The sequence below is a fragment of the Mesorhizobium sp. B1-1-5 genome (genome assembly GCF_006443065.1).
Lineage (GTDB): Bacteria > Pseudomonadota > Alphaproteobacteria > Rhizobiales > Rhizobiaceae > Mesorhizobium.
This window is the reverse complement of sequence record NZ_VFWS01000088.1, coordinates 1-22,462: the sequence shown is the minus strand read 5'-3', so window position 1 is coordinate 22,462 and position 22,462 is coordinate 1. Positions and strand designations below refer to the sequence as shown.

Below are 22,462 nucleotides of genomic sequence, written 5' to 3'. Positions count from 1 at the left end.
GCGTATTTGACGTCGACGCCATTGGCCTTGAGCTTGTCGGCCATCTCGCGCAGTGCGTGCTGCGCCTGGGCGACGGCCATGCCGTAGCCAGGCACGATGATGACCTTCTGTGCGTTCATCATCAGGTAGGCGGCATCGTCGGCCGAGCCCTGCTTGACCGTGCGCTCGATCCCATCATCAGCGCCCGCGGCCGCAGTCTCACCACCGAAGCCGCCGAGGATGACGGAGATGAAGGAGCGGTTCATGCCCTTGCACATGATGTAGGACAGGATGGCGCCCGACGAGCCGACCAGGGCGCCGGTGATGATCAGCGCCAGATTGCCGAGCGTGAAGCCCAGAGCCGCGGCCGCCCAGCCGGAATAGGAATTCAGCATCGACACCACCACCGGCATGTCGGCGCCGCCGATGGGGATGATGAGCAGCACGCCCAGCACCAGCGATGCGGCAACGATGAGCCAGAAGACGAGCTTCGATTCGGTGGTGACCAAAAGCACGATCAGCACGACCAAGGCGATGCCAAGCGCGATGTTGATGAAATGGCGGCCGCCGATCATGATCGGCTTGCCGGACATGCGCCCGTCGAGCTTCAGGAAGGCGATGACCGAGCCGGTGAAGGTGATGGCGCCGATGGCGACGCCCAGGCTCATTTCGACAAGCGCTTGGGCGTGGATGTCGCCCGCCGTGCCGATGCCAAAACTTTCCGGCGCGTAGATGGCAGCAGCCGCCACCATGACGGCGGCGAAGCCGACGAGGCTGTGGAAGGCGGCGACCAGCTGCGGCATCGAGGTCATGGCGATGCGGCGCGCGGTAACCGCGCCGATGCCGCCGCCAATGGCGAGGCCGAGCACGATCAGGCCGAAGCGTCCGGCCGATGGCGTGGCCAGCGCCAGCGTGGTGGCGATGGCGATGCCCATGCCGATCATGCCGTAGAGATTGCCCTGCCGGCTGGTGGTCGGGTGCGACAGGCCGCGCAGCGCCAGGATGAACAGGATGCCGGAGACAAGATAGAGGAAGGAAGCGAAGTTGGCGTTCACGTCACTTTTCCTTCTTCTTGTACATGGCGAGCATGCGCTGGGTGACGAGGAAGCCGCCGAAGATATTGACCGAGACCAGCACCAGCGCGACGAAGCCGAAGCCCGCGGCCAGGCCGGAAGCGGCGATGCCGACGGCAAGCAGCGCGCCGACGACGATGACCGAGGAGATGGCGTTGGTGACGGCCATCAGTGGCGTGTGCAGCGCCGGCGTCACCGACCAGACGACATAATAGCCGACGAAGATCGCCAACACGAAGATGGCGAAACGGAAGACGAAGGGATCGATGGCGCCGCCCGACAGCGCATGCGCGGCGTTGCCGGCAGCCTCGCCTGCCGGCGCGTTGGCGAGATCCTGCACCGCAAGGCGGACGGCGGCGGTCGCCTGATCGAGCTGGTCGAGGGCTTTCTGCAGCTGTTCCATCAGGCGGTCCCTTCAGACTTGGACGAGGGCGACTTGGCTGCGGCGGGTTTCTTCGTCGCGGCCTTCTTTGCGGCAGGTTTTGGCGATGCGTCAGCGACCATGATCGTCGCGGGAATGGCCGCCGGCTCGGTGCGCGGCGCCTCGGCCGCCTTGGCGAAGGCAGGATGCACGACCTTGCCGCCATCGGTCAGCATCGTCGCCTTGATCAGCTCGTCGTCGCGCTTGATGGCAAGCTGTTTCGCCGTCTTGTCGACCATCGTCTCGAGGAAGGCGTAGAGGTTCTTGGCGTAGAGCAGCGAGGCGGACGCAGCAACACGACCGGGCACGTTGAGATGGCCGACGATCTTGACGCCGTTTTCCGTCGTCACGACCTTGCCAGGCGCCGCACCTTCGACATTGCCGCCGCGCTCGACCGCGAGGTCGACGATCACCGAGCCGGGCTTCATCGAAGCAACCATGGCGGCCGAGATGAGCTTCGGCGCCGGCCGGCCGGGGATCAGCGCGGTGGTGATGACGATGTCCTGCTTGGCGATGTGCTCAGCCGTCAGCGCCGCCTGCTTGGCCTGGTATTCCTTCGACATTTCCTTGGCGTAGCCGCCGGCCGTCTCGGCCGCCTTGAACTCCTCGTCCTCGACCGCCAGGAACTTGGCGCCGAGCGACTGCACCTGCTCCTTCACCGCCGGACGCACGTCTGTAGCGGTGACGATGGCGCCCAGCCGACGCGCGGTGGCGATCGCCTGCAGGCCGGCGACGCCGACGCCCATGACGAAAGCTTTCGCCGCCGGCACGGTGCCTGCCGCCGTCATCATCATCGGCAGCGCGCGGTCATATTCGGCGGCCGCATCGATCACCGCCTGGTAGCCGGCGAGGTTGGCCTGCGAGGACAGAACGTCCATCGACTGTGCGCGGGTGATGCGCGGCATGAATTCCATCGAAAAAGCGGTGATGCCGGCCTTGGCCATCGCGGCGACAGCGGCATCGTTGCCGTAAGGATCCATGATGGCGATGACGGCGGCACCCGGCTTGTAGCCCTTGAGCTCCGCGTCCGTCGGCCGGCGCACTTTCAGCACCACATCGGCCTTTTTGGCATCGGCCGCCGTTCCGAGCGTGCCGCCGGCAGCAGTGAAATCCTGGTCGGGAATGCGGGAGCCGAGGCCGGCGCCCTTCTCGACGATCACGTCGAAGCCGAGACCCGCAAGGCGCTTGACCGTCTCCGGCGAGGCCGCGACGCGCGGCTCGTTCGGGTCAATCTCGCGAGGGATGAATACGATTTGTCCCACCGGATGATCCTTTCGGCTGGAACCTTGACTGCGCAAGGCGTCGGCCGGACGTCCGGCGACGTCGAGGGCAATGGGCTTGGGAAGTCTACCGCAGAATGAGAGTGCCGACGGCCATGATCAGGATGAACAGGATGGTCGCCGAGAAGAAGCCGCCGACGAAGAAGCCGAAGGCCATTGCAATAAGGATGGCGGCACAGAACAGCGAGCCGTATTTGGCAAGACCGAGGAAGCCTTTGTAGGTACGGTCGTGCTCGGCATAGTCCATCTGCGCGCCCAGCTCGACAGGACCGGTCGGCGTGTGATCAGCCATGGAAGTACCCCTTCGAAAATGCCTTCGAGGCACATAGCGAAAAGCCGAACCAAGAGCAATGGCGCTATTGCCGCACAGTCTGCGACAACAGCCTCAAACGAAAGTTGAAATCGAATGCCGCGCTATGTCGACGCGGCCGGCGCGGGATTTCAGCCGGCGAGGTGGGGGAAAAGGCCGAGCAGGCCGACAACGATCAGGTAAAGCGCGACGATGTAGTTGAGGAGCCGAGGCATCACCAGGATCAGAACGCCGGCGATCAGCGAGATCAGCGGCGTCAGCGCGAGCGAGTGGATGGTCATGCGGAATCCTTTCCTATGACAGGCGCGATCGCCTGGCCAGACCGGGCTGCGACGTTGATAACGGCGCAGCCGGTGAAAGGTTCATGGCCTGCGTTCAGGCCGCGGTGCGATAGTATTTCGCCGTCGGCAGAATGGTGAGGGGCGTCAGCCGGTTGATGGCCGGATTGCCGAACATCATCCGCTGCTCCATCGGCGTCGAATTGTAGAACGGGAACCGTTCGAGCGTGCGGCGCATATTCTCGCCGGCAGGGATTTCGAACAGCGCAATCGGAGCGAGAACGCCCGGGAACTGCTTGGCTTCGCTCCTCTGCACGGCATTGAAGAACCGGGCATAGAAATGAGAATGCTCGACCTTGACCGGGGTCAATACCGAGTCCTGGCCAAAGTAATTGGAGGCCACCATGGCGATCCTGAGCGTCAGGAAAGGCAGAACGCCAGGCGCCGGCGCGGCATCGGGATCGGTTGCGAAGCGGGTGCCGTCGATGAAGGTTTCCCCCCGAGCGAGGCGCGGGAGCAACACTTCCGGATAGGCGTCCACCGAAGGCGAGTATGGCTGTTCACTGGAAATATAGTGAAAGCGCAATGTGCTGACCAATTCGCCGTAACAATAGACGCCGAAGCGGTAGGAATTGGGAAGATTATCCCAGCGATCCTCGAACATCCCGCTGGCGATCGGACCGCACATGCCTGATTTGAGGTAGGACTGATAGCGCAGCCGGTAGATCGCTTCCAGATCCTCGCCCCCGGTGATGAGGCGATATTCGACATGCTCCAGGAGCTGCATCATCGTTCGGTTGAGCAGGGAGTCAGCCTTTGAGCTGGCGCCAGCCGACGCGTCCTTAGCCGCAGCTTCCATTATTGTCCGTCCTCGAATTCCGCCTGTGAACAAGCTATTCGAGTTGAAATGAGACACAAGCTGAAAATGCAAGATCGCTGATTTACCGTCTGTTAACCTTAATAGCTGCGATCGCTTCATCGATCTTGCACGCGAAAAGCAAATACCGCAGCCAGCAGCTGTCTGATCCGACCTGACGGCGGCCATCAAGGTAAATCCGGATTCAGAGCTTGGAAGCGTCAGACATCACAGAATTATACTACGCCGGAGCGGCTATCGTTTCAGGAGACGCATATCAGCTCCGGCGTAGCAAACCGGTCTCCATTTCTTCTGGAATTGTTTTCCATTTCAGTGCAAATTCCAGACGGAAGACCCCCTCGCACTTTTCCTGGAATTGTTCTTTGCTTGACGCAATTCCGGACGGAAAACCGCTTCGCACTTTTCCTGGAATTGCTTCTTGCTTGACGCAATTCCGGACGGAAAACCGCTTCGCACTTTTCCTGGAATTGCTTCTTAGCTGGCTGTCCTTTTGCCGGCGATGTGCAGATCCGCGGCAAACGGCCATGTGACGCTCGACATCGTCTCGATGCCCGACGCGCTGAGCGCGGCGCCGAAGAGAAAGCCCTGCACGAAGTCCGGCTTGACCAAATGAACTAGCGTCTTCAGCTGCTCGAAGGTCTCGACCCCTTCGATGGTGACCGAAAGACCCAACGTCCGGGACAAGCTGACGATGCCCTTCAGAAGATCGAGCGACTGCCGGTTCTGGTTCACATCGACCAGGAACGAGCGATCGATCTTGATCTTGTCGAGCGGCAGCTTGTGGAGATAGCTCAGACTGGAGTAGCCGGTGCCGAAATCGTCAAGCGCGATGCGCGCGCCGAGCGCCTTCAGTTCCTCGATCGACTCGCGCGTCAGCGACTTGTCGTCCAGCAACGCGGTCTCGGTGACCTCGATTTCAAGCCGATGCGCCGCAAGGCCCGACTTGGCCAAGGCGTCGCTGACCTTCTGGACGATATCGCGATTGCGGAAGTCCTTGGCCGATAGATTGACCGACACACTGGTCTGCGCCGGCCATTTGGCGCATTCGGCGCACGCGGCCTCCAGCACGAAAGTGCTGATGTCGGAAACGATGCCCATCTCCTCGGCGAGCGGGATGAAGACGCTGGGCGAGATCGGGCCGAGGTCGGGATGATCCCAGCGGCAGAGCGCTTCGCAGCTGGCGATGCGCATGGTGCTGACAGCCACGATCGGCTGGTAGACGACGCGCAATTCCCTGGCCTGCACGGCATTGCGCAGGTCGGCTTTCATCAGCTGGCGATTGCGGAAGGCCGCATCCATGGCCGCCTCGAACAGCCGCCAGCTGTTCTTGCCGAGTTCCTTGGCCTTGTAGAGGGCAAGGTCCGCCTTGACGATCATGGCGTCCGCATCGGTGTCCTTGACCCTGGAAAGCACCGCGCCGCCGCTGGTCTGGATGCGCAACCCGTGGCCGGCGACGTCCACCTCGCCCTGCAGGTCCGCGAAAATCTGGTCGAGCAGGGTGCTGAGATGGCTCTCGTCCTCGACACGGTCGAAGAAGATCATGAACTCGTCGCCGCCGAAGCGGCTGACGGTGATGCCCGGTCCGGCGACCGCCGCGAGGCGCTCGGCTACGGCATAGATCAGCCCGTCGCCGACCGGATGGCCGAGCGTGTCGTTGACGCTCTTGAAGTCGTCGAGATCGAGCACCGCGAGGCCGCACAGCCGGTCCTGGTCGCCGGAGGCCATCGCCTCGCCGACCAGCTCGTGGAAATAGGCGCGGTTCGGCAGCCCGGTCAAATTGTCGTAGCGCGCCATGAAGCGTATCTTTTCCTCCGCCTCGACGCGGGCCGTCACGTCCTCGAAGGTGATGACGCCCAGTTCCTGGCTGCCTTCGCGAGCGGAGAATTCATAGTGCTGGCCATTGGCCAGCGAAACGAGCACCTTGCGGTCGCGGCCTTCGCGCAAGGCACGCGTCAGCTGCGCCTCGATGTAGCGGCAGTCTTTCGGCGCCAGCATGCCGCCGGCGACGCCGCGCATCAAAAGACCGTGGATCGAGCGTCCAAGCAAGGCATCGCCCGATTTCAGCGACATCAGGTGGGCGGCTTCGGCATTGGCCACCACGACACGCCCGTCGGGTCCCAGCATGACCAGGCCATGCGACATGGTGTTGAGCGCGCGATCGAACCGGCGCGTCAGATTCCTGGCCTGCTTGTGGCCGATGACGGCGGAGAAGAGCACGTTGCGGACATGGTCGGCGCTGTTGATGGTGATGAATGTCAGCGGGATGATCATCAGGCCGAGCAGGACCGACGGGAAATCCATGCGCAGCAGAAGCCCGAGCGCCGCCGGTCCGATGAAGGTCACGGAGAAAATCCGCACCATCTGCGGGGAGCCGTAGTTGCGGCCGACGACCGTGACCAGGGTCGCGATCGTCAGCGACGTCGCGGCCAGTTCGGCAAAGGGATCGGGGTAAACGTAGATCGATATGAAGCACAGCGAACCCAGGCCCAGGCCCTGCAGGCTGCCCTTGAGGATATAAATGCGCTCCCACCGCTTGGCCTCTTCGACATTCGCTATAGTGCCACCCGCCTTCAGAAAGGCGCGAATGCCGAAGTAACGGAAAAGGCTGATGGAGAGCAGGCCGAAAGAAAAGCCCACAAAAAGCGGATTGTGCGTCCGCCAATAGATCATGAATCCGAGAATCCAGTAGCAAACGCCACCGATCACCAGCATGTGGGCGTTGTCGAACAACGACCGCACAAACTGTATGTAAACATCCGCCGGGATGTTCTCGGTCTTTGTTCTACCCATGCCGTTGGCCCAACACTACGCCTTTGTCATGACACACCTGCCTTAAGAAAGGCTTAGAACGGCGCCCGGCCACGGTTGCACGGAGTTGCGACACGCGGGAGAGACTGGGAAATTCAGGGGTTTGGCGCGGCGTCAACGCGCCGGCGCGATCATTCCGCCGCCCGAAGCGCAGACTCCGCGGGGGCTTGCTTCAAACGCTCGATCAAGCGCGAGCGCTCGCCCGCCGCCTTGTCGGCGCTGGCCTGCCGGACATGGCCGTAGCCACGGATAAGCGCCGGCACCGAAGCCAGAGCTGTCGCAGCTTCCACCCTGCCCGGCGCCAGCGCGCCGGCGATCAGGTCGAGATCGGCCTCGTATGCTCTCAGCGACTGCCGCTCGATGCGCCGCTCGGCCGTGTAGCCGAAAAGGTCGAAGGCGGTTCCACGCAGGCCCTTCATCGCCGCCAGCAGCCGAAAGCCTTTCATCATCCACGGGCCGAAGCTCGATTTGCGGGGCTTGCCGTCATTGCCGCGCCGCCCGAGGATCGGCGGCGCGAGATGGAACTCAAGCTTGTCGAAGCTCTGGAACTGCTTGGCGAGGTCGGCGGCGAAAGTGCCATCGGTGTAAAGCCGCGCCACCTCATATTCGTCCTTGATCGCCATCAGCTTGAAGAGGTTCCTGGCGACGGCCTCGGTCACCGCGGTCGAGCCTGGCACGGCCTTGGCCTCGGCTGCGCGCAACTTTGCCATGCGGTCGGAGTAACGCTTGGCATAGGCGGCGTTCTGATAGGCGGTAAGGAAGGCGACACGGCGGGCGATGACATCGTCCAGCGTCTCGGCCGGTCGGGAAGCTGGCTTGCCCGTCTGGCTGACCAGGCCGCGCACGAAATCGGGCTGGTGCGCGGCGCGGCGGCCCCAGCGGAAGGCCGCGATGTTCATCGGCACAGCTTCGCCGTTCAATTCTATCGCCTTTTCAACGGCTTCGGCGGAAAGCGGCAGTCCGCCGTGCTGGAAGGCGAAGCCGAGCATGAACATGTTGGCGCCCAGCGAATTGCCGAACAAGGCCGTCGCCGTGCGGGTGGCGTCGAAGAAATGCGCCTTGTCGTCGCCGGCAGCCGCCCGGATCGCCTTCTTCAGCCGCTCGATCGGCAGCGAGAAGTCGGCCGAACGGGTGAATTCGCCGGGCATGATCTCCGCGGTGTTGGCGAGGAAGATCGTGTGGCCCTCGCGCACCGCGCCCAGCACCTTCTTGGCGCCGGAGACGACGAGGTCGCAGCCGAGCACAAGGTCGGCCTTGCCGGCCGAAACGCGGATGGCATGGATGTCCTCGGGCGTCGGGGCGATGCGGACATGGGTGAAGACCGAGCCGCCCTTCTGGGCGAGGCCGGCCATGTCGATCATGCCGCAGCCCTTGCCTTCGAGATGCGCGGCCATGCCGAGCACCGCGCCGACGGTGACGACGCCGGTGCCGCCGACCCCGTCGATGATCGCCGCCCAACCCTGGTTGCCCATGCGGAATTCGGCCGGCGCGGGCACGCCGTCGAGAGGATCGGCCTTGCCGGCAATGCCCTCGGCCTTCCTAATCTTGCCGCCATGCACGGTGACGAAGGACGGGCAGAAGCCGTTGAGGCAGGAGAAGTCCTTGTTGCAGCTCGACTGGTCGATCCGGCGCTTGCGGCCGTATTCGGTCTCGACCGGCTGGATGGAGACGCAGTTCGACTGCACGCCGCAATCGCCGCAGCCTTCGCAGACCAGTTCGTTGATAAAGACGCGCTTGTCCGGATCGGGGAAGGTGCCGCGCTTGCGGCGCCGGCGTTTCTCGGCGGCGCAGGTCTGGTCGTAGATGAGAACGGAAACGCCTTTGAGCCCACGCAACTCGCGCTGGACGAGATCGAGGTCGTCACGGTGATGGATGCTGACGTCGGCCGGGAAATCGACCTTGCCGGCATATTTGTCGGGTTCGTCGGTGACGACGGCGATGCGCTCGACGCCCTCGGCGCGCACTTGTCTCGCGATCATGTCGACGGTCAGGCCGCCCTCATGCGGCTGGCCTCCGGTCATGGCGACGGCGTCGTTGTAGAGTATCTTGTAGGTGATGTTGGCGCCGGAGGACAGCGCGAAGCGGATCGCCAGCACGCCGGAATGGTTGTAGGTGCCGTCGCCGAGATTCTGGAAGATGTGGTCGCGCTTCGAGAACGGCGCCTGCCCGACCCATTGCGCGCCCTCGCCGCCCATGGCGGTGAAGCCGACCGTATTCCTGTCCATCCACAGCGCCATGAAATGGCAGCCGATGCCGGCGGCTGCGATCGAGCCGTCCGGAACCTTGGTCGAGGAATTGTGCGGGCAGCCGGAGCAGAAGAAAGGCGTGCGCGAGCCGATATCGGCGGTGTCGGCGAGCATCGCCTGGAACTGGCGCAGCTTCGCCAGCCGCGCGGCGATCTCTTCCGACGGACCGATGGTGCGCAGAACCCGTTCGCCGAGCGCGATGGCAATCTCATTCGGATCGAGCGCGCCCTTGGCCGGAAACAGCCAGTCGCCGCGTTCGTCCTTCTTGCCGACGATCACCGGCTGCGTGGCGGTGCCGTAGAGGTTCTCGCGCAGCTGAACCTCGATCAAAGAGCGCTTTTCCTCGACCACGACGATGGTGTCGAGGCCGCGCGCGAACTCGGCGATGTGCTGGAAATCGAGCGGCCACGGGCAGCCGACCTTGAACAGGCGGATGCCGATGCGGTTGGCGGCCTGTTCGTCGATGCCGATATCCTCCAGCGCCTGGCGGACATCGAGATAGCTCTTGCCGATAGTGATGACGCCGAGCTTGGGGTTGCGGCCGCCCGAATAGACGATGCGGTTGAGACTATTGGCCTGGATGAAGGCGGAAGCGGCGGAGCGCTTGTATTCGTGCAGCCGCTCTTCCTGGCCGAGCATATCGATCTCGTGGCGGATGTTGAGGCCGCCTGGCGGCATGTCGAATTCGGGAATGACGATGCCCAGACGCTCGATCGAGGCATCGACCGAGGCCGTCGATTCGATGTTGTCCTTGACGCATTTGATCGCCGCCCAGGTGCCGGCGAAGCGCGACATGGCAAAGCCGTAGAGACCGTAGTCGATGATCTCCTGGACGCCTGCCGGGTTGAGGATCGGCACCATGGTGTCGACGAACAGAAATTCGGTGGCATGCGCATTGGTCGAGGATTCGGCCATGTGGTCATCGCCCATCAGGGCAAGCACGCCGCCATGCTTGGACGAGCCGGCAAGATTGGCGTGGCGGAAGACGTCGCCGGAACGGTCGACGCCCGGCCCCTTGCCGTACCAGACCGAAAAGACGCCGTCATGCGTGCCCTCGCCCAGCAATTCGGTCTGCTGAGAACCCCAGCAGGCGGTGGCGGCGAGTTCCTCGTTGAGGCCGGGCTGGAAGACGATGTCGGCGGCCGCAAGCTGCTTCTTGGCCCGCCACAGCTGCATGTCGAGGCCGCCCAGCGGCGAGCCGCGATAGCCGGAGACGAAGCCCGCCGTGTTGAGGCCCGCGCGGCGGTCGCGCTCGCGCTGCATCAGAAGCATGCGCACGACCGCCTGCGCGCCGGACAGGAAGACGCGCTCCTTGCCAAGGTCGAACTTGTCGTCGAGCGCGACGTCGTGCAGCGTCATCAGGTATTTCCTCTGCGGAGGCGGCGCAAATCAGGCAGCCAACGTCGGAGTGGGACGCCGCAGTCTTTCTTCCCTTGGCGGAGAGGTCAAACAAAATCGCAGCAGCCAGATAACACGCAACAAACGGTCTGGCGAGTGGCCGACGGCGCATGCAAGACCGCGCTAACCGCCTCGCGAAGAACAAAAATTTCGTGAGCGCTGGGCGTTTCAGGTCGCTTTCGAGCAATCCGGCTTCTGCTCGTCAGGCAGCCTGCCGTCGGGATGGCCGGCAAGGTCCGGGTTGAGCTCGTATTTCGGCCCGATCACCAGCGGCCGGTCCGGCAGCATGGTCTGATCCTCCGACGAGGTCATGGTGGTGTCGATGCTTTGCAGCAATGTGCCGCTCGCATCCTGGATGCGGATCGAGACTTTGTAAGGCTTGTCCTTGACCACGCAGGAGAGCGGCGGACTGGTGAGCGTGATATGGGGCAGCTTCGGCCAGATCTTCTGGTTGACGACGAGCGGCTCGCCGCCGGCCGGGTTCTGGAAGCTCACCACCGCGACCTGGCCGTCGACCATCGGGCGCAGCGGCTTCAGGGTGATGACATAGGTGGCGATGGCCAGCCGGTAATTGAACTCGAACAGCTTGCCGGAGATGGCGAAGAGTTGCTCCTTGCCGGTGTCGCGGCAGGCGCCAAGGGCGAATGCAGCGATCAAGGCGGCGCCGACCAGAGCCGAACGCGACAATTTCCTAAGCATTGCTGACCTCCCTCGCCCCTGTACGGCGGCGGTAATAGCGGTTTGCCTTCTGGCGGTTGCCGCAAACGGCCATGTCGCACCAGAGGCGGCTGGCGTTGCGGCTGCGGTCGACGAACAGCCAACTGCAATTGGGACAGATCCTCAGCCTCGCCACCGTTTCGTCGCGCAGCAGCGACAGCGCCGAGACGGCCAAAGCCGCCTCGAAGGCAATCGGCGTTTGTGGATCGCCGAAAGGCTGGCCCGGCACCCCGATCTCGGTCGCGCTGCCGGACAGCCCGCCGGCGCAGGCCGTGAGGAAATCCGGCAAGTGGCTGGTCGCAATCGCGCCGTTCGACACGGCATGGCGAAACAGGCGGTCGGTCGCTTCACGAATCGAGACGACGGCCGGCTTTATCTCGCCCGGCTCCGGCGCCTGCAGCCTCCGGCCGCCGAGCTCGGCGGCGCGAAAGCCGCTCGCCGCCTCGGCGAAACGGGCGATCTCGGCCGGGTCGTCAAAACGGTCAAAGGACTTTTGCGGATCGTTGCGCAGCACGACGGTATTCGCCGTGTCGAGCGCAAGGATGCCGCCGGTGAAGCGGTGCGGGGTCCAGGAAACCGTCATGACAGAAATCTAACCGATAAAACGCATTTGACAAGTTAGATTCCGGGTGCAACGGTCCGGCGGGGTCGCGTCATACGACCTGTAGGATATCGCATGCTCTATTTCTTCCAGCAGGTGCTGAACGGGCTGCATTCGGGCGCGCTCTATGCGCTGCTCGCCTTCGGTTATGTGCTGACCAACGGCATCCTGCATCGCACCAACCTGGCTTACGGCGCGCTGTTCGCCTTCTGCGGCCAGACGATGATCCTGACCGCCGCCTTCGGCTATCAGGTGCTGTGGCTGACGCTGGCCGCCGCGGTAATGCTCGGCGTCGCCGCCGCCGTGCTTTATGCCGCGCTGATCAGCCATGTCCTGTCGCGCAGCGTTTTCGAGAGGCTCGCCGACCGCTCGCCCAACGCCATCGTAGTGACGACGCTCGGCATTCTCATCTTCCTGTCGGAAGCGAGCCGCATTGCCGCCGACACGCATGACCTGTGGCTGCCGCCGATGCTCGCCAACCCCGTCATCTTTGCCAAGAGTGAGGGCTTCAAGGTGACGCTCACCGTCATCCAGCTGCTCGATTGCGCTTGTATCGTCGCGGTGGTGGCGCTGGCGGCCTGGCTGTTCTCGCATTCGCATTTCGGCCGCGCCTGGCGCGCCGTCTCCGACGACCCGAAAGCGGCGGCGATGTGCGGCATCGACGTCACTGCCGTGTTCCGCCGCGCCGTGCTGTTCAGCGGCTTTTGCGCCGCCCTGGCCGGCGTGCTTGCCGGTCTCTATTACGGCAATGTCTCCTTCGGTACCGGGCTGGTCTACGGCCTCAAGATCCTGTTCGTGACGGCGGTCGGCGGCTATCTGTCGCCGCTCAAGGCGGCGCTTGGCGCCGCGGCCTTCGGCATGGCGGAATCGCTTTGGGCCGGCTATTTCCCGCTCGAATGGCGCGACGCCTGGATCTATCTCTTCCTCGTCGCGATGCTGGTGCTGATCGGCGCCGGGCGCGACCAGGCCAAGATCGCCTGAGCTCCCAGACTTTGGTTGCATGACGTGGCGTCATGGGGCGGCATTCCGCCTCTGCGCGGCTTACCGATCTGTTTGCCGTCGCTTTGTCATGTTGACCTGCCGGACCACGCACTGCATATCGTTAGGCCAAGCGGCGCGACACCGGAGGGGGAATCGGGCGCGCTGTCGGTACCAGGGAGGACTGTGCATGGCAGGGCTGCTCGCTCTATCCAGGACGATCGACCGCATCAACGAGTTCATCGGCCGCTGGGTCTCGTGGCTGATCCTGCTCGCGATCCTGGTGAGCGCCGGCAATGCCGTCATCCGCAAGGTGTTCGACATCTCCTCCAACGCCTGGCTGGAGTTGCAGTGGTACCTGTTCGGCGCCGCATTCATGCTGGCCGCCGCCTACACGCTGAAACAGAACGACCATATCCGCATCGACATCATCTACGGCATGTTCCCGCGCCGCGTGCAGCACTGGATCGACCTTTTCGGCCATCTCTTTTTCCTGATGCCGTTCGTGGTGCTGATGGTGATCTATTTCGTGCCTTACGTGTCGCTTTCCTTCCGCAGCGGCGAGATGTCGACCAATGCCGGCGGCCTGATTGTGTGGCCGGCCAAGGCCATCCTGCTGGTCGGCTTCTTCCTGCTCGCGCTGCAAGGGGTTTCCGAAATCATCAAGAAGATCGCCATCATGCGCGGCGACATGGACGATCCCACTCCTTTCATCTCGGCCCATGAGCAGGCCGAGCTCGAGGCCAAGGCGCTGGCCGAGGAAGCCAAGGCGCTCGCGGGCGAGGTGCGCTCGTGATCGAATTCATCGCGCAGAACATGGCGCCGATCATGTTCGCCTCGCTGGTCGTCTTCCTATTGATCGGCTACCCCGTAGCCTTTTCGCTCGCCGCCAATGGGCTGATGTTCTTCTTCATCGGCGTCGTGCTGTCGCCCTATTCCGGCGGGTCGATCAACCTTGCCTGGCCGCTGCTGCATGCGCTTCCCGATAATTTCTACGGCACCAGGGTGATGTCCAACGACACGCTGTTGGCGATCCCGTTCTTCACCTTCATGGGTATCGTGCTGGAGCGCTCCGGCATGGCCGAGGATCTGCTCGACACGATCGGGCAGCTGTTCGGGCCGATCCGCGGCGGCCTTGCCTATGCGGTGATCTTCGTCGGCGCGCTGCTTGCCGCAACGACCGGCGTGGTGGCCGCTTCGGTCATCGCCATGGGGCTGATCTCGCTGCCGATCATGTTGCGCTACGGCTACGACCGGCGCGTGGCCTCGGGCGTTATCGCCGCCTCCGGCACGCTGGCGCAGATCATCCCGCCGTCGCTGGTGCTGATCGTGCTGGCCGACCAGCTCGGACGCTCGGTCGGCGACATGTATGCCGGCGCGTTGATCCCCGGCCTCGTGCTCACCGGCATCTACATGCTCTACATCCTGATCATGTCGATCGTCCGGCCGAACTCGATGCCGGCGCTGCCGCTCGAGGCGCGTACGCTCGGCCACGGTGTGATATCTCTGCTGGTGGCAGTTGTGGTGACGGGCGCGATTTCCTACGCGGCCTATCGCTACCTTGCGCCGACCCACGGCGACAATGCCGACATCCTCGGCTTCGCCGTCGGCGTTATCGTCATTTATGTCGTCGCCATCCTCGATCAGCGGCTCCGTATCAACATGATGTCGAAGCTGGCGCAGCAGGTGGTGATCGTGCTGATCCCGCCGCTGGCGCTGATCTTCTTGGTGCTGGGCACGATCTTCCTCGGCATCGCCACGCCGACCGAAGGCGGCGCCATGGGCGCCGTCGGCGCGCTCATCATGGCGGCAATGAAGGGCCGCCTGACGATGGACGTCATCAACCAGGCGCTGGCCTCGACGACCCGGCTTTCCGCCTTCGTGCTGTTCATCCTGATCGGCGCCCGCGTCTTTTCGCTGACCTTCTATGGCGTCAACGGCCATATCTGGGTCGAGCACCTGCTGACCTCGCTGCCCGGCGGCGAGACCGGCTTCCTGATCGGCGTCAACATCCTGGTCTTCGTGCTTGCCTTCTTCCTCGATTTTTTCGAACTCGCCTTCATCATCGTGCCGCTGCTGGCGCCGGCCGCCGACAAGCTCGGCATAGACCTGATCTGGTTCGGCGTGCTGCTCGGCGTCAACATGCAGACCAGCTTCATGCATCCGCCCTTCGGCTTCGCGCTGTTCTACCTGCGCTCGGTCGCGGCCCGAGTGCCCTATCTCGACAGGATCACCGGCAAGCAGATTGCGCCGATCAGCACCGGGCAGATCTATTGGGGCGCCGTGCCGTTCGTCCTGATCCAGGTGATCATGATCGCGCTGACCATCGCCTTCCCGCAGATGGTCATGCGCTACAAGGGCGCCGCGGTGGAGCCCAGCACCATCGACCTCAGGCTGCCCGACATGCCTTCGCTGTCGCCGCTCGGCACGCCCCCGGCGAACAACAATGGAGCTGCACCGGCCAATGGTGGCGCTCCGGCGGCACCCGGCACGCCCGACCTGTCGCAGCCGCCAAGCTTCGGCGATGCGCCGGCCAAGCCGGCGCCCGATCTCTCGCAGCCGCCGAGCTTCGGCGATGCGCCGGCCAAGCCGGCGGCGCCAGCGCCCGATCTCTCGCAGCCACCCAACTTCAATTGAGGATACCTATGAGAGCCGTGCGGCTGGAAGCGGTAGGTAAGATCGGGTTGCGCGAGGTCGCAAAACCGGTTCCCGGGCCTGAGGACGTTCTGGTGCGCATCGAGGCCTGCGGCGTTTGCGGCACCGACCGCCACCTCTTCCATGGCGAATTTCCCTGCATGCCGCCGGTGACGCTCGGCCATGAGTTCTCCGGCATCGTCGAAGCGGTCGGCGCGGCGGTGTCGGGCATTGCCGTCGGCGACCGCGTCACCGGCGATCCGAACATTGCCTGCGGGCGCTGCGCCCATTGCCATGCCGGCCGCGTCAATCTCTGCAGCAATCTGCGCGCCATCGGCATCCACCGCGACGGCGGCTTCGCCGATTACGTTCTGATGCCGCAAAGCCAAGCCTTCCGACTGCCCGCAAACCTCAAGCCGATGCATGGCGCTTTCTGCGAGCCGCTCGCCTGCTGCCTGCACGGCGTCGACCTGGGCGCGATCCGGCCGGGGGCTTCCGTCGTGGTGCTGGGCGGCGGCGTCATCGGCCTGCTCGTCGTGCAGCTGGCCAAGCTCGCGGGCGCGGCGACTATCATTCTGTCGACCCGGCAGGCTTCGCGTCGCGCGCTCGCCGAGGAACTCGGCGCGACCGCGACGATCGACCCAAGCGCCGGCGACCCGATCGCGGCCGTCGCCGGGCCGAACGGCCTGGCGCCCGGCGGCGTCGACGTGGTGCTGGAATGCGCCGGCGTCCGCGACACGGTGGAGCAGTCGATGAGCATGGCAAAGGCGGGCGGCACGGTGGTGATCGTCGGCGTCGTGCCGCAAGGCATGAAGGTGGAAATCGAGCCGTTCGATCTCTTGTTTCGCGAACTGAAGGTGCTCGGCTCCTTCCTCAACCCGTTCACGCATGGCCGGGCGGCTCAGCTGATCGCCTCCGGCGCGATCGAGGTCGACCGGCTGATCACGAGGCAGGTCAGCCTGCAGGAAGCGCCGCAGGTGATCGCCGGCCCTCCGGCGCCGGGCGAGGTCAAGGTGCTGGTGGTGCCGGGCCGCGGTTAAGCGCGGATTGCGGTGCTTTAGTCGACGGGCTGCTCGAAGACAACGTCGAGAATAATCATCGCCGAGTTGAGCTCGGTGGCAGCAGTATGGATCACGCGCTTTACGCGGTACAAATCCTGACTCAGCGCGCCCCGGTCGTCGCGCTTGCCGTCACGTGAAAAACCAACAAATTCACCCTCTCTCGGTACTTCACCAAAGGTAAAAACAGGCAGCACGCCAGCTCCGACTCTCGGGTCGTCGCCGATGATCTTGATGTAGCAGCTTATCGCCATAACGTCCCACGCTTGCCAGCCGGTGTTGTCCTAGTGCTCCAAACAGCTTGAGATGGGAAGAACCTCGGTCGATAGACCGAGGTTCTTGAGTAAGGTGCGCCAGGACCGCCTACAGCTTGCCGTTGCGCTGCTGCACCATCATGAAGGTGTCGTAATTGTATTCGGCGACCTGGGCCCAGAGATAGTGCTCCTTGCGGAAGGCCTTGATCGATTCCCAGATCTTCTTGAACGGCGCGTTGTTGGATTCCATCTCGGCATAGACCTCATTGGCCTTCTCGAAACAGGCGGCCATGATCTCCTGGCTGAACGGCGCCAGCTTGGCACCGTTCGACACAAGCCGTTTCACCGCCGCCGGATTGAGATAGTCGTACTTCTGCAGCATGTTGGCGTCCGCCGCTTGCGCGGCGGTATGCACCAGCGACTTGTAGGCCGGCGAAAGCTCTTCGTATTTGGCCTTGTTGAACATCAGATGCACGGTCGGGCCGCCTTCCCACCAGCCGGGATAGTAGTAGTAGGGCGCGACCTTATGGAAGCCGAGCTTCTCGTCGTCATAGGGGCCGACCCATTCGGCGGCGTCGATGGTGCCCTTCTCCAGCGCCGGATAGATGTCGCCGCCGGCGATCTGCTGCGGCACGACGCCGAGCTTCTGCACAACTTTGCCGGCAAAGCCGCCGATGCGCATCTTGAGGCCCGAGAGATCGGCCACCGTGTTGATCTGCTTGCGGAACCAGCCGCCCATCTGAACGCCGGTATTGCCGCCCGGCAGGCCGAACAGCCCTTGCGTGGCGAGGAACTCGTTGAACAGGTCGATGCCGCCGCCATGATAGTGCCAGGCATTCATACCGCGCGCGTTGAGCGAGAAGGGCACTGCGGCACCGAGCGCCCAGGTCGGGTCCTTGCCCCAGTAATAGTATGCGACCGTATGGCAGGCCTCGACTGTGCCGGCCGTGGTGGCGTCCGCAGCCTGCAGGCCGGGCACGAGCTCGCCGGAGGCGAAGACCTGGACCTGGAAATTGCCGTCGGTCGCTTCGGACAGCATCTTGGAGAAGACTTCGGCGCCGCCATAGATCGTGTCGAGCGATTTCGGGAAGGACGATGCCAGTCTCCACGTCACTTTCGGATTGGACTGGGCTATTGCCGGCGTGGCAAGCGCTGCGGCCGCAGCTGCAGCACCGACACCGGACGCACCGGCCTTACGAATGAAAGAACGACGATCCATTAAGTTTCCTCCCTTGGGATCAGCTGACCGACGTCAGGGCATCCTCGTTGCCCGGATCGGTTGGGGAAGAAACATACACAGGCAAAGAGTCGAGTCCAGTGTTGCGGGCCAGGGTTGCAGCCATTCCGGCGCCGCGTGCAACTATAGTCTAACGAGCCTGCCGCTGGCCCATGCGAGGCAGCGAAACTTGCCATGGCAAACCGCCTTCAGATCGCCTATTTTGTAGGCAGATTAACTCCTTAGCTCTCGAAGGAATCCAAACCCAAAATGCAGCAACCGCTCGTCGCAGTCTCGTCCGACGTCCGCCAGTTCGACAACTACACCTGGCACGCGGCACCCCAGCAATATCTGGAAGCGGCGGTCGCGGGCGCCGGCGTGTTCCCGCTGCTGGTGCCGTCCTTCGGCGATCGGCTCGATTTCGACGAGCTGCTGTCGTCGGTCGACGGCGTCATGGTGACGGGCTCGAAGTCCAACGTGCATCCCTCGCTCTATGGCGGCGATCCCAGCGAGGCCAACGGCCCCTACGATCCGGCGCGCGACGCAACCACGCTGCCGCTGATCCGCAAGGCGATCGAGCGCGGCGTGCCGCTTTTAGCCATCTGCCGCGGCATCCAGGAGCTGAACGTCGCGCTCGGCGGCACGCTGGGCACCGAAATCCAGGAGCGCGATGGCTCGCTCGACCACCGCGCGCCGGTGAGCGACAATCAGGACGAGCGCTTCGGCATCCACCAGACGATCTCGATCAAGCCCGGAAGCTGCCTTGCCGGCGTGTTCGGCGCCGGCGAAATCAAGGTGAATTCGCTGCATCGCCAGGCGATCGACCTGCTGGGCTCCAGGCTCCAGGTCGAGGCTTTGGCCAGCGACGGCACGATCGAAGCGGTCTCCGTCAAGGATGCCCGTGCCTTCGCAGTCGGCGTGCAATGGCACCCCGAATACTGGGTGAGGTCGGACAGCAATTCCGCCAAGATCTTCAAGGCCTTCGGCGATGCGGTGCGCCTGCATGCGGCCGCGAAAACAGGTGCTCGCGCCGCGGCAGAGTAAGCCCGAACGGTTCCGCGGCTATTCGCTTGTGCTCAGCGCTAGAAGCGGCGCGGCCGGCGCGTAGGATTCGTAGCCGTCGCCATCGGCAACGCCGAAGGTGACGATCGGATCGACCCCGTCCTCACTGAAAGCGACCGAGCCGTCCGCCTGCTCGCGCCAGAATTTCGCGTGCTCGATGCCAGGCATCAGCTTGCGGCAGTTCGGGGCGACGGAAAGCAACGACAGGCCCTCCGAGACTTCGGCGCCGCGGTGGATGGCGCAGGCCGCTTCATCGCCATTGGCGGTCAGCCGATAGGCGTTTGTCGGGATGAGTTCGGTGGCCTCGCTCTGGCCGTTGCCGCCATGCAGGAACTGAACGCCCCCGAACAACGCCACCGATGCTACCAAGCCAACGAATAGCTTCACCCTGCCTCTCCGCACATAACCAAGTATGCAGAATGATTCCAAAGGGTTAAGTGGGCGTTAATAAATGTGGCGACGGGTGCGGATTGGAGCAATTGGCTTTCCGTCCGGAATTGCACCAAAGCAAAGAGACGGGGCGGTTTGCCGTTCCGTGAGTTCGCCGTTTCCCTGAAACGGTGAAAAGCCTCAGGCGCGCACCTTGACGTTGAGCGTCTCCGGCACCGGCGTCAGCGGCCGGCGCTCGGTAAACCACGACACGAGGTTGTCGACGCACAGATCGGCCATGGCGCGGCGGGTGTGGACCGACGCCGAGCCGACATGCGGCAGAAGCGAGGCGTTGGGAGCATCGAGCAGGGCCTGCGGCACGTTCGGTTCGTCGGCAAAGACGTCGAGCCCGACGGCTGCGATGGTGCCGCTCTTGAGGGCGGCAGCAAGGGCTGCCTCGTCCACCGTCGAGCCGCGGCCGATATTGACAAAGACGCCGTTCGACCCCAGCGCCGACAGGACCTCGGCATTGACCGCCTTCTCGGTGGAGGCGCCGCCCGGGGCAATGCAGACCAGCGTGTCGACGGCTTCGGCAAGCCCCTTCAAAGTGGCATGATATTCGTAAGCCAGGCCTTCGACCTTGCGGCGGTTGTGATAGGCGATCGGCAGGCCGAAGGCTTCAAGGCGACGGGCGACGGCCCGGCCGATGCGGCCCATGCCGAAGATACCGACGCGGCGGCCACGCAATGTAAGCCGGCTCAGGCGATAATTGCCCTTGGTCACCCAGTCGCCGTCGCGCAGCCATTTCTCGGCGGCGTAGAGCTCGCGCACGGTGTTGATCAGAAGGCCGATGGCGGTGTCGGCGACCTCCTCGGTCAAGACGTCGGGCGTGTTGGTGACCATGACGCTGCGCTTCGCCGCGTGGCCGGCGTCGACCGAATCATAGCCGACGCCGAAGCTGGCGATGATCTCGAGATTGGGCAGCGCGTCGATCATCGCCGCGTCGATGCCTGCATAGGAGGCGATGCCGCGCACCGTGGCGCGCATCTCGTCCGTAACCAAAGACGGATCGGCACGTTCGATCCGCACACATTTGAACGCCTCGTCGATGCGGCCGAGGGCATGGCCGTTGAAATCGCCCGGCACAATGATGGCGACCGGCAATTTTCCTTCGGCCTTGCTCATGCACGCTCCACCGGCTTGCCGGTCGACTGCCGCACATGCAGTTCCGGCTTGATCAGCTCCTGCGAGGGCCGCACTGCCTGTCCGTTCAATTTGTCGAGCAGGGCGCTGGCGGCGCGGCGGCCGACCTCGCGCTGGCCGTTCCAGACCGTGGTCAGGGCCGGTGTCGCGATTGCCGCCTCCTCGAGATCGTCATAGCCGGTGACCGAGATATCGACGCCCGGCACGAGGCCGGCGCGCGCGATGCCGTTCATCAACCCGATCGCGACCAGATCGTTCCAGCAGCAGGCAGCGGTGGGCCTGTCCTTCAGCGCCAGAAACTGTCCCGAGGCCTCGAAACCCGCCTGCTTGGTGCGCGGCCCGGGAATGCGCCAGGACGGCTTCACCTCCAGGCCGGCCGCCTCCATCGCGTTGAGATAGCCCTGGTAGCGGTCGCGGCCGGTCGAGGTCTGGTCGGTGCCGCCGACCATGGCGATGCGCTTGTGGCCGAGCGAGATCAGATGATTGGTGGCGAGCGCCGTGCCATAGGCATCGTCGCCGCGGAACACCGGCACGTCGGCGCCGGCGACGGTGCGCGCGATCAGCACTGCCGGCAGGCCGTTTTCCTCGGCCATGATGATGTCCTCGGCCGGCGTACCAATGGCCGGCGACATGATGACGCCATCGGCGCCGAGCTGCAGCAGCGTGTCGATGAAGGTGCGCTGCTTTTCCAGCTGGTCGTAGTGGTTTGACAGGATGAAGGTCTGGCGGCTGCGGTCGAGCTCGCTTTCGATCGAGCGCAGGATCTCGGCGAAGAACGGATTCATGATGTCGTGCACGACGACGCCGACGATGCCGGAGCGCGAGGTGCGCAACGAGGCGGCGCGGCGGTTGTAGATATAGCCGATGGCGCGGGCGTGCTCCTTGATGCGCTCGCGCGTCGTGCCGGCGACCAGCGGGCTGTCGCGCAGCGCCAGCGACACCGTTGCCGTGGAGACGCCGAGCGCATCCGCGATCGTCGAAAGCTTGATCTTCTGTGCCAGTGCCCTTCGCTCCCCAGGGTCTTTAAATTTTTTAAAACGGCCTTATGCCACCGGATTCGGCGCAAATCAAAGTTTTTTCGCCAGCGCCTCGGCCTCGGTGTCGAGCGAGGCGGAGTTGCGGACGCGAAGCCGGTGCTCGCGATGGATGATGTAGAGCCCGCTGGCAACGATGATGGCGGCACCTAGCAGCGTCCAGCGGTCGGGAAACTGGTGGAAGATCAGCCAGCCGGAAATGATCATCCACACCATCTGCGAATAGGGAAAGGGCGCGAGCTGCGTCGTGGTCGCCAGACGATAGGCCCGGACCAGCAAATAGTGGCCGCCGGCGCCGAAGACGCCGAGCATCAACAGGATGACCCAGTGCCAACCATCCTGCGGCAATGACAGCGAGAAAGGCAGCAGCGGCAGGAGCAGCACGGCGGGCGCCAGCGCCGAAAAGAGGATCAGGCTCTCCGAGGTCTCCGTCGACGACATGCGCCGTGTCATGATGACGTAAAAACTGTTCGACAGCATCGAGCCCAGCGCGAAGAGATGGCCGATGCCGAACACGCCGACGCCAGGCCTGGTGATGATCAGCACGCCGACGAAGCCGGTGAGAATCGCCAGCCAGCGCCGCCAGCCGGCCCATTCGCCGAGCAGCGGGCCGGCAAGCGCGGTGATGACCATCGGGCCGAAGAAATAGATCGACGTTGTCTCGGC

The 22,462-nt window shown here is 63.9% G+C and carries 21 protein-coding genes; 5 read left to right on the top strand and 16 right to left on the bottom strand.

Features of this window, described 5'->3' with window-relative positions; translation table 11 throughout:
- The 10 genes from FJ980_RS22020 to FJ980_RS21975 form a co-directional block, all read right to left on the bottom strand.
- A partial coding sequence (locus FJ980_RS22020) for an NAD(P)(+) transhydrogenase (Re/Si-specific) subunit beta (RefSeq protein ID WP_140545872.1) occupies positions 1–1,034 on the bottom strand: 1,034 nt, incomplete at its 3' end.
- Between the two features lies 1 nt (position 1,035).
- Positions 1,036–1,455: an NAD(P) transhydrogenase subunit alpha gene (locus FJ980_RS22015; protein ID WP_140545871.1), complete on the bottom strand. Its 420-nt coding sequence runs from the start codon at positions 1,453–1,455 to the stop codon at positions 1,036–1,038.
- Positions 1,455–2,735 (bottom strand): Re/Si-specific NAD(P)(+) transhydrogenase subunit alpha, encoded by a 1,281-nt coding sequence (locus tag FJ980_RS22010; protein WP_140545870.1) that lies wholly within the window; start codon positions 2,733–2,735, stop codon positions 1,455–1,457. Before FJ980_RS22010 ends, FJ980_RS22015 begins: the two co-directional genes overlap by 1 nt.
- An 85-nt stretch (positions 2,736–2,820) precedes the next feature.
- Entirely contained in the window at positions 2,821–3,045 is a 225-nt protein-coding gene (locus FJ980_RS22005; RefSeq protein WP_140545869.1) for an aa3-type cytochrome c oxidase subunit IV, read from the bottom strand.
- Between the two features lie 149 nt (positions 3,046–3,194).
- A complete protein-coding gene (locus tag FJ980_RS22000; protein WP_023729728.1) occupies positions 3,195–3,344 on the bottom strand; it encodes a DUF3096 domain-containing protein in 150 nt (49 codons plus the stop codon).
- Positions 3,345–3,438: 94 nt separating this feature from the next.
- A complete protein-coding gene (locus FJ980_RS21995) occupies positions 3,439–4,386 on the bottom strand; it encodes a hypothetical protein (protein WP_246676507.1) in 948 nt (315 codons plus the stop codon).
- A gap of 306 nt (positions 4,387–4,692) precedes the next feature.
- A complete protein-coding gene (locus FJ980_RS21990) occupies positions 4,693–7,008 on the bottom strand; it encodes an EAL domain-containing protein (RefSeq protein ID WP_140545868.1) in 2,316 nt (771 codons plus the stop codon).
- A gap of 149 nt (positions 7,009–7,157) precedes the next feature.
- Positions 7,158–10,631: an indolepyruvate ferredoxin oxidoreductase family protein gene (locus FJ980_RS21985; protein WP_140545867.1), complete on the bottom strand. Its 3,474-nt coding sequence runs from the start codon at positions 10,629–10,631 to the stop codon at positions 7,158–7,160.
- A gap of 207 nt (positions 10,632–10,838) precedes the next feature.
- Positions 10,839–11,369 carry a hypothetical protein gene (locus FJ980_RS21980; protein ID WP_140545866.1) on the bottom strand — a complete coding sequence of 177 codons (531 nt, stop codon included), beginning with the start codon at positions 11,367–11,369 and terminating at the stop codon, positions 10,839–10,841.
- On the bottom strand, positions 11,362–11,970 hold the full coding sequence (locus FJ980_RS21975; RefSeq protein WP_140545865.1) for a CGNR zinc finger domain-containing protein: 609 nt from the start codon (positions 11,968–11,970) through the stop codon (positions 11,362–11,364). Before FJ980_RS21975 ends, FJ980_RS21980 begins: the two co-directional genes overlap by 8 nt.
- Before the next feature lie 93 nt (positions 11,971–12,063).
- Between FJ980_RS21975 and FJ980_RS21970 the strand changes: the two genes are divergently transcribed.
- The 4 genes from FJ980_RS21970 to FJ980_RS21955 all read left to right on the top strand — a co-directional run bounded on the left by FJ980_RS21970 (position 12,064) and on the right by FJ980_RS21955 (position 16,640).
- Positions 12,064–12,969: a branched-chain amino acid ABC transporter permease gene (locus tag FJ980_RS21970; RefSeq protein WP_140545864.1), complete on the top strand. Its 906-nt coding sequence runs from the start codon at positions 12,064–12,066 to the stop codon at positions 12,967–12,969.
- 187 nt (positions 12,970–13,156) lie between these two features.
- Entirely contained in the window at positions 13,157–13,762 is a 606-nt protein-coding gene (locus tag FJ980_RS21965; RefSeq protein WP_140545863.1) for a TRAP transporter small permease subunit, read from the top strand.
- A complete protein-coding gene (locus FJ980_RS21960) occupies positions 13,759–15,603 on the top strand; it encodes a TRAP transporter large permease subunit (RefSeq protein ID WP_140545862.1) in 1,845 nt (614 codons plus the stop codon). Before FJ980_RS21965 ends, FJ980_RS21960 begins: the two co-directional genes overlap by 4 nt.
- A gap of 8 nt (positions 15,604–15,611) precedes the next feature.
- Entirely contained in the window at positions 15,612–16,640 is a 1,029-nt protein-coding gene (locus FJ980_RS21955) for a zinc-dependent alcohol dehydrogenase family protein (protein ID WP_181181286.1), read from the top strand.
- A 17-nt stretch (positions 16,641–16,657) separates the two neighbouring features.
- Here FJ980_RS21955 and FJ980_RS21950 read toward each other — a convergent pair whose 3' ends face one another.
- Together FJ980_RS21950 and FJ980_RS21945 are read right to left on the bottom strand one after the other, a co-directional pair.
- Positions 16,658–16,912: a hypothetical protein gene (locus FJ980_RS21950; protein WP_140545860.1), complete on the bottom strand. Its 255-nt coding sequence runs from the start codon at positions 16,910–16,912 to the stop codon at positions 16,658–16,660.
- A 109-nt stretch (positions 16,913–17,021) separates the two neighbouring features.
- The gene (locus tag FJ980_RS21945; protein WP_140545859.1) at positions 17,022–18,131 is read right to left on the bottom strand and encodes a TRAP transporter substrate-binding protein; all 1,110 of its coding nucleotides are present in this window, start codon (positions 18,129–18,131) and stop codon (positions 17,022–17,024) included.
- Positions 18,132–18,398: 267 nt separating this feature from the next.
- On the opposite strand from FJ980_RS21945, the gene FJ980_RS21940 reads away from it, so the two are divergent.
- Positions 18,399–19,172: a gamma-glutamyl-gamma-aminobutyrate hydrolase family protein gene (locus tag FJ980_RS21940; protein ID WP_140545858.1), complete on the top strand. Its 774-nt coding sequence runs from the start codon at positions 18,399–18,401 to the stop codon at positions 19,170–19,172.
- An 18-nt stretch (positions 19,173–19,190) separates the two neighbouring features.
- Here FJ980_RS21940 and FJ980_RS21935 read toward each other — a convergent pair whose 3' ends face one another.
- From FJ980_RS21935 to FJ980_RS21920, 4 genes are all read right to left on the bottom strand, one after another.
- Positions 19,191–19,577 carry a hypothetical protein gene (locus FJ980_RS21935; protein ID WP_140545857.1) on the bottom strand — a complete coding sequence of 129 codons (387 nt, stop codon included), beginning with the start codon at positions 19,575–19,577 and terminating at the stop codon, positions 19,191–19,193.
- A 183-nt stretch (positions 19,578–19,760) separates the two neighbouring features.
- On the bottom strand, positions 19,761–20,744 hold the full coding sequence (locus FJ980_RS21930; protein ID WP_140545856.1) for a 2-hydroxyacid dehydrogenase: 984 nt from the start codon (positions 20,742–20,744) through the stop codon (positions 19,761–19,763).
- Positions 20,741–21,763 carry a LacI family DNA-binding transcriptional regulator gene (locus FJ980_RS21925; protein WP_095769389.1) on the bottom strand — a complete coding sequence of 341 codons (1,023 nt, stop codon included), beginning with the start codon at positions 21,761–21,763 and terminating at the stop codon, positions 20,741–20,743. Before FJ980_RS21925 ends, FJ980_RS21930 begins: the two co-directional genes overlap by 4 nt.
- Before the next feature lie 66 nt (positions 21,764–21,829).
- Positions 21,830–22,462 (bottom strand): DMT family transporter (locus FJ980_RS21920; protein ID WP_140545855.1); only part of this gene is annotated, 633 nt, incomplete at its 5' end.

Bases quoted from the DNA above. Each gene is read 5' to 3' on its own strand.
- FJ980_RS22015 (WP_140545871.1), bottom strand. From the start codon at position 1,455: ATGGAACAGCTGCAGAAAGCCCTCGACCAGCTCGATCAGGCGACCGCC.
- FJ980_RS22005 (WP_140545869.1), bottom strand. From the start codon at position 3,045: ATGGCTGATCACACGCCGACCGGTCCTGTCGAGCTGGGCGCGCAGATG.
- FJ980_RS22000 (WP_023729728.1), bottom strand. From the start codon at position 3,344: ATGACCATCCACTCGCTCGCGCTGACGCCGCTGATCTCGCTGATCGCC.
- FJ980_RS21995 (WP_246676507.1), bottom strand. From the start codon at position 4,386: ATGGCCGCCGTCAGGTCGGATCAGACAGCTGCTGGCTGCGGTATTTGC.
- FJ980_RS21990 (WP_140545868.1), bottom strand. From the start codon at position 7,008: ATGGGTAGAACAAAGACCGAGAACATCCCGGCGGATGTTTACATACAG.
- FJ980_RS21985 (WP_140545867.1), bottom strand. From the start codon at position 10,631: ATGACGCTGCACGACGTCGCGCTCGACGACAAGTTCGACCTTGGCAAG.
- FJ980_RS21980 (WP_140545866.1), bottom strand. From the start codon at position 11,369: ATGCTTAGGAAATTGTCGCGTTCGGCTCTGGTCGGCGCCGCCTTGATC.
- FJ980_RS21975 (WP_140545865.1), bottom strand. From the start codon at position 11,970: ATGACGGTTTCCTGGACCCCGCACCGCTTCACCGGCGGCATCCTTGCG.
- FJ980_RS21970 (WP_140545864.1), top strand. From the start codon at position 12,064: ATGCTCTATTTCTTCCAGCAGGTGCTGAACGGGCTGCATTCGGGCGCG.
- FJ980_RS21965 (WP_140545863.1), top strand. From the start codon at position 13,157: ATGGCAGGGCTGCTCGCTCTATCCAGGACGATCGACCGCATCAACGAG.
- FJ980_RS21955 (WP_181181286.1), top strand. From the start codon at position 15,612: ATGAGAGCCGTGCGGCTGGAAGCGGTAGGTAAGATCGGGTTGCGCGAG.
- FJ980_RS21950 (WP_140545860.1), bottom strand. From the start codon at position 16,912: ATGGCGATAAGCTGCTACATCAAGATCATCGGCGACGACCCGAGAGTC.
- FJ980_RS21945 (WP_140545859.1), bottom strand. From the start codon at position 18,131: ATGGATCGTCGTTCTTTCATTCGTAAGGCCGGTGCGTCCGGTGTCGGT.
- FJ980_RS21940 (WP_140545858.1), top strand. From the start codon at position 18,399: ATGCAGCAACCGCTCGTCGCAGTCTCGTCCGACGTCCGCCAGTTCGAC.
- FJ980_RS21930 (WP_140545856.1), bottom strand. From the start codon at position 20,744: ATGAGCAAGGCCGAAGGAAAATTGCCGGTCGCCATCATTGTGCCGGGC.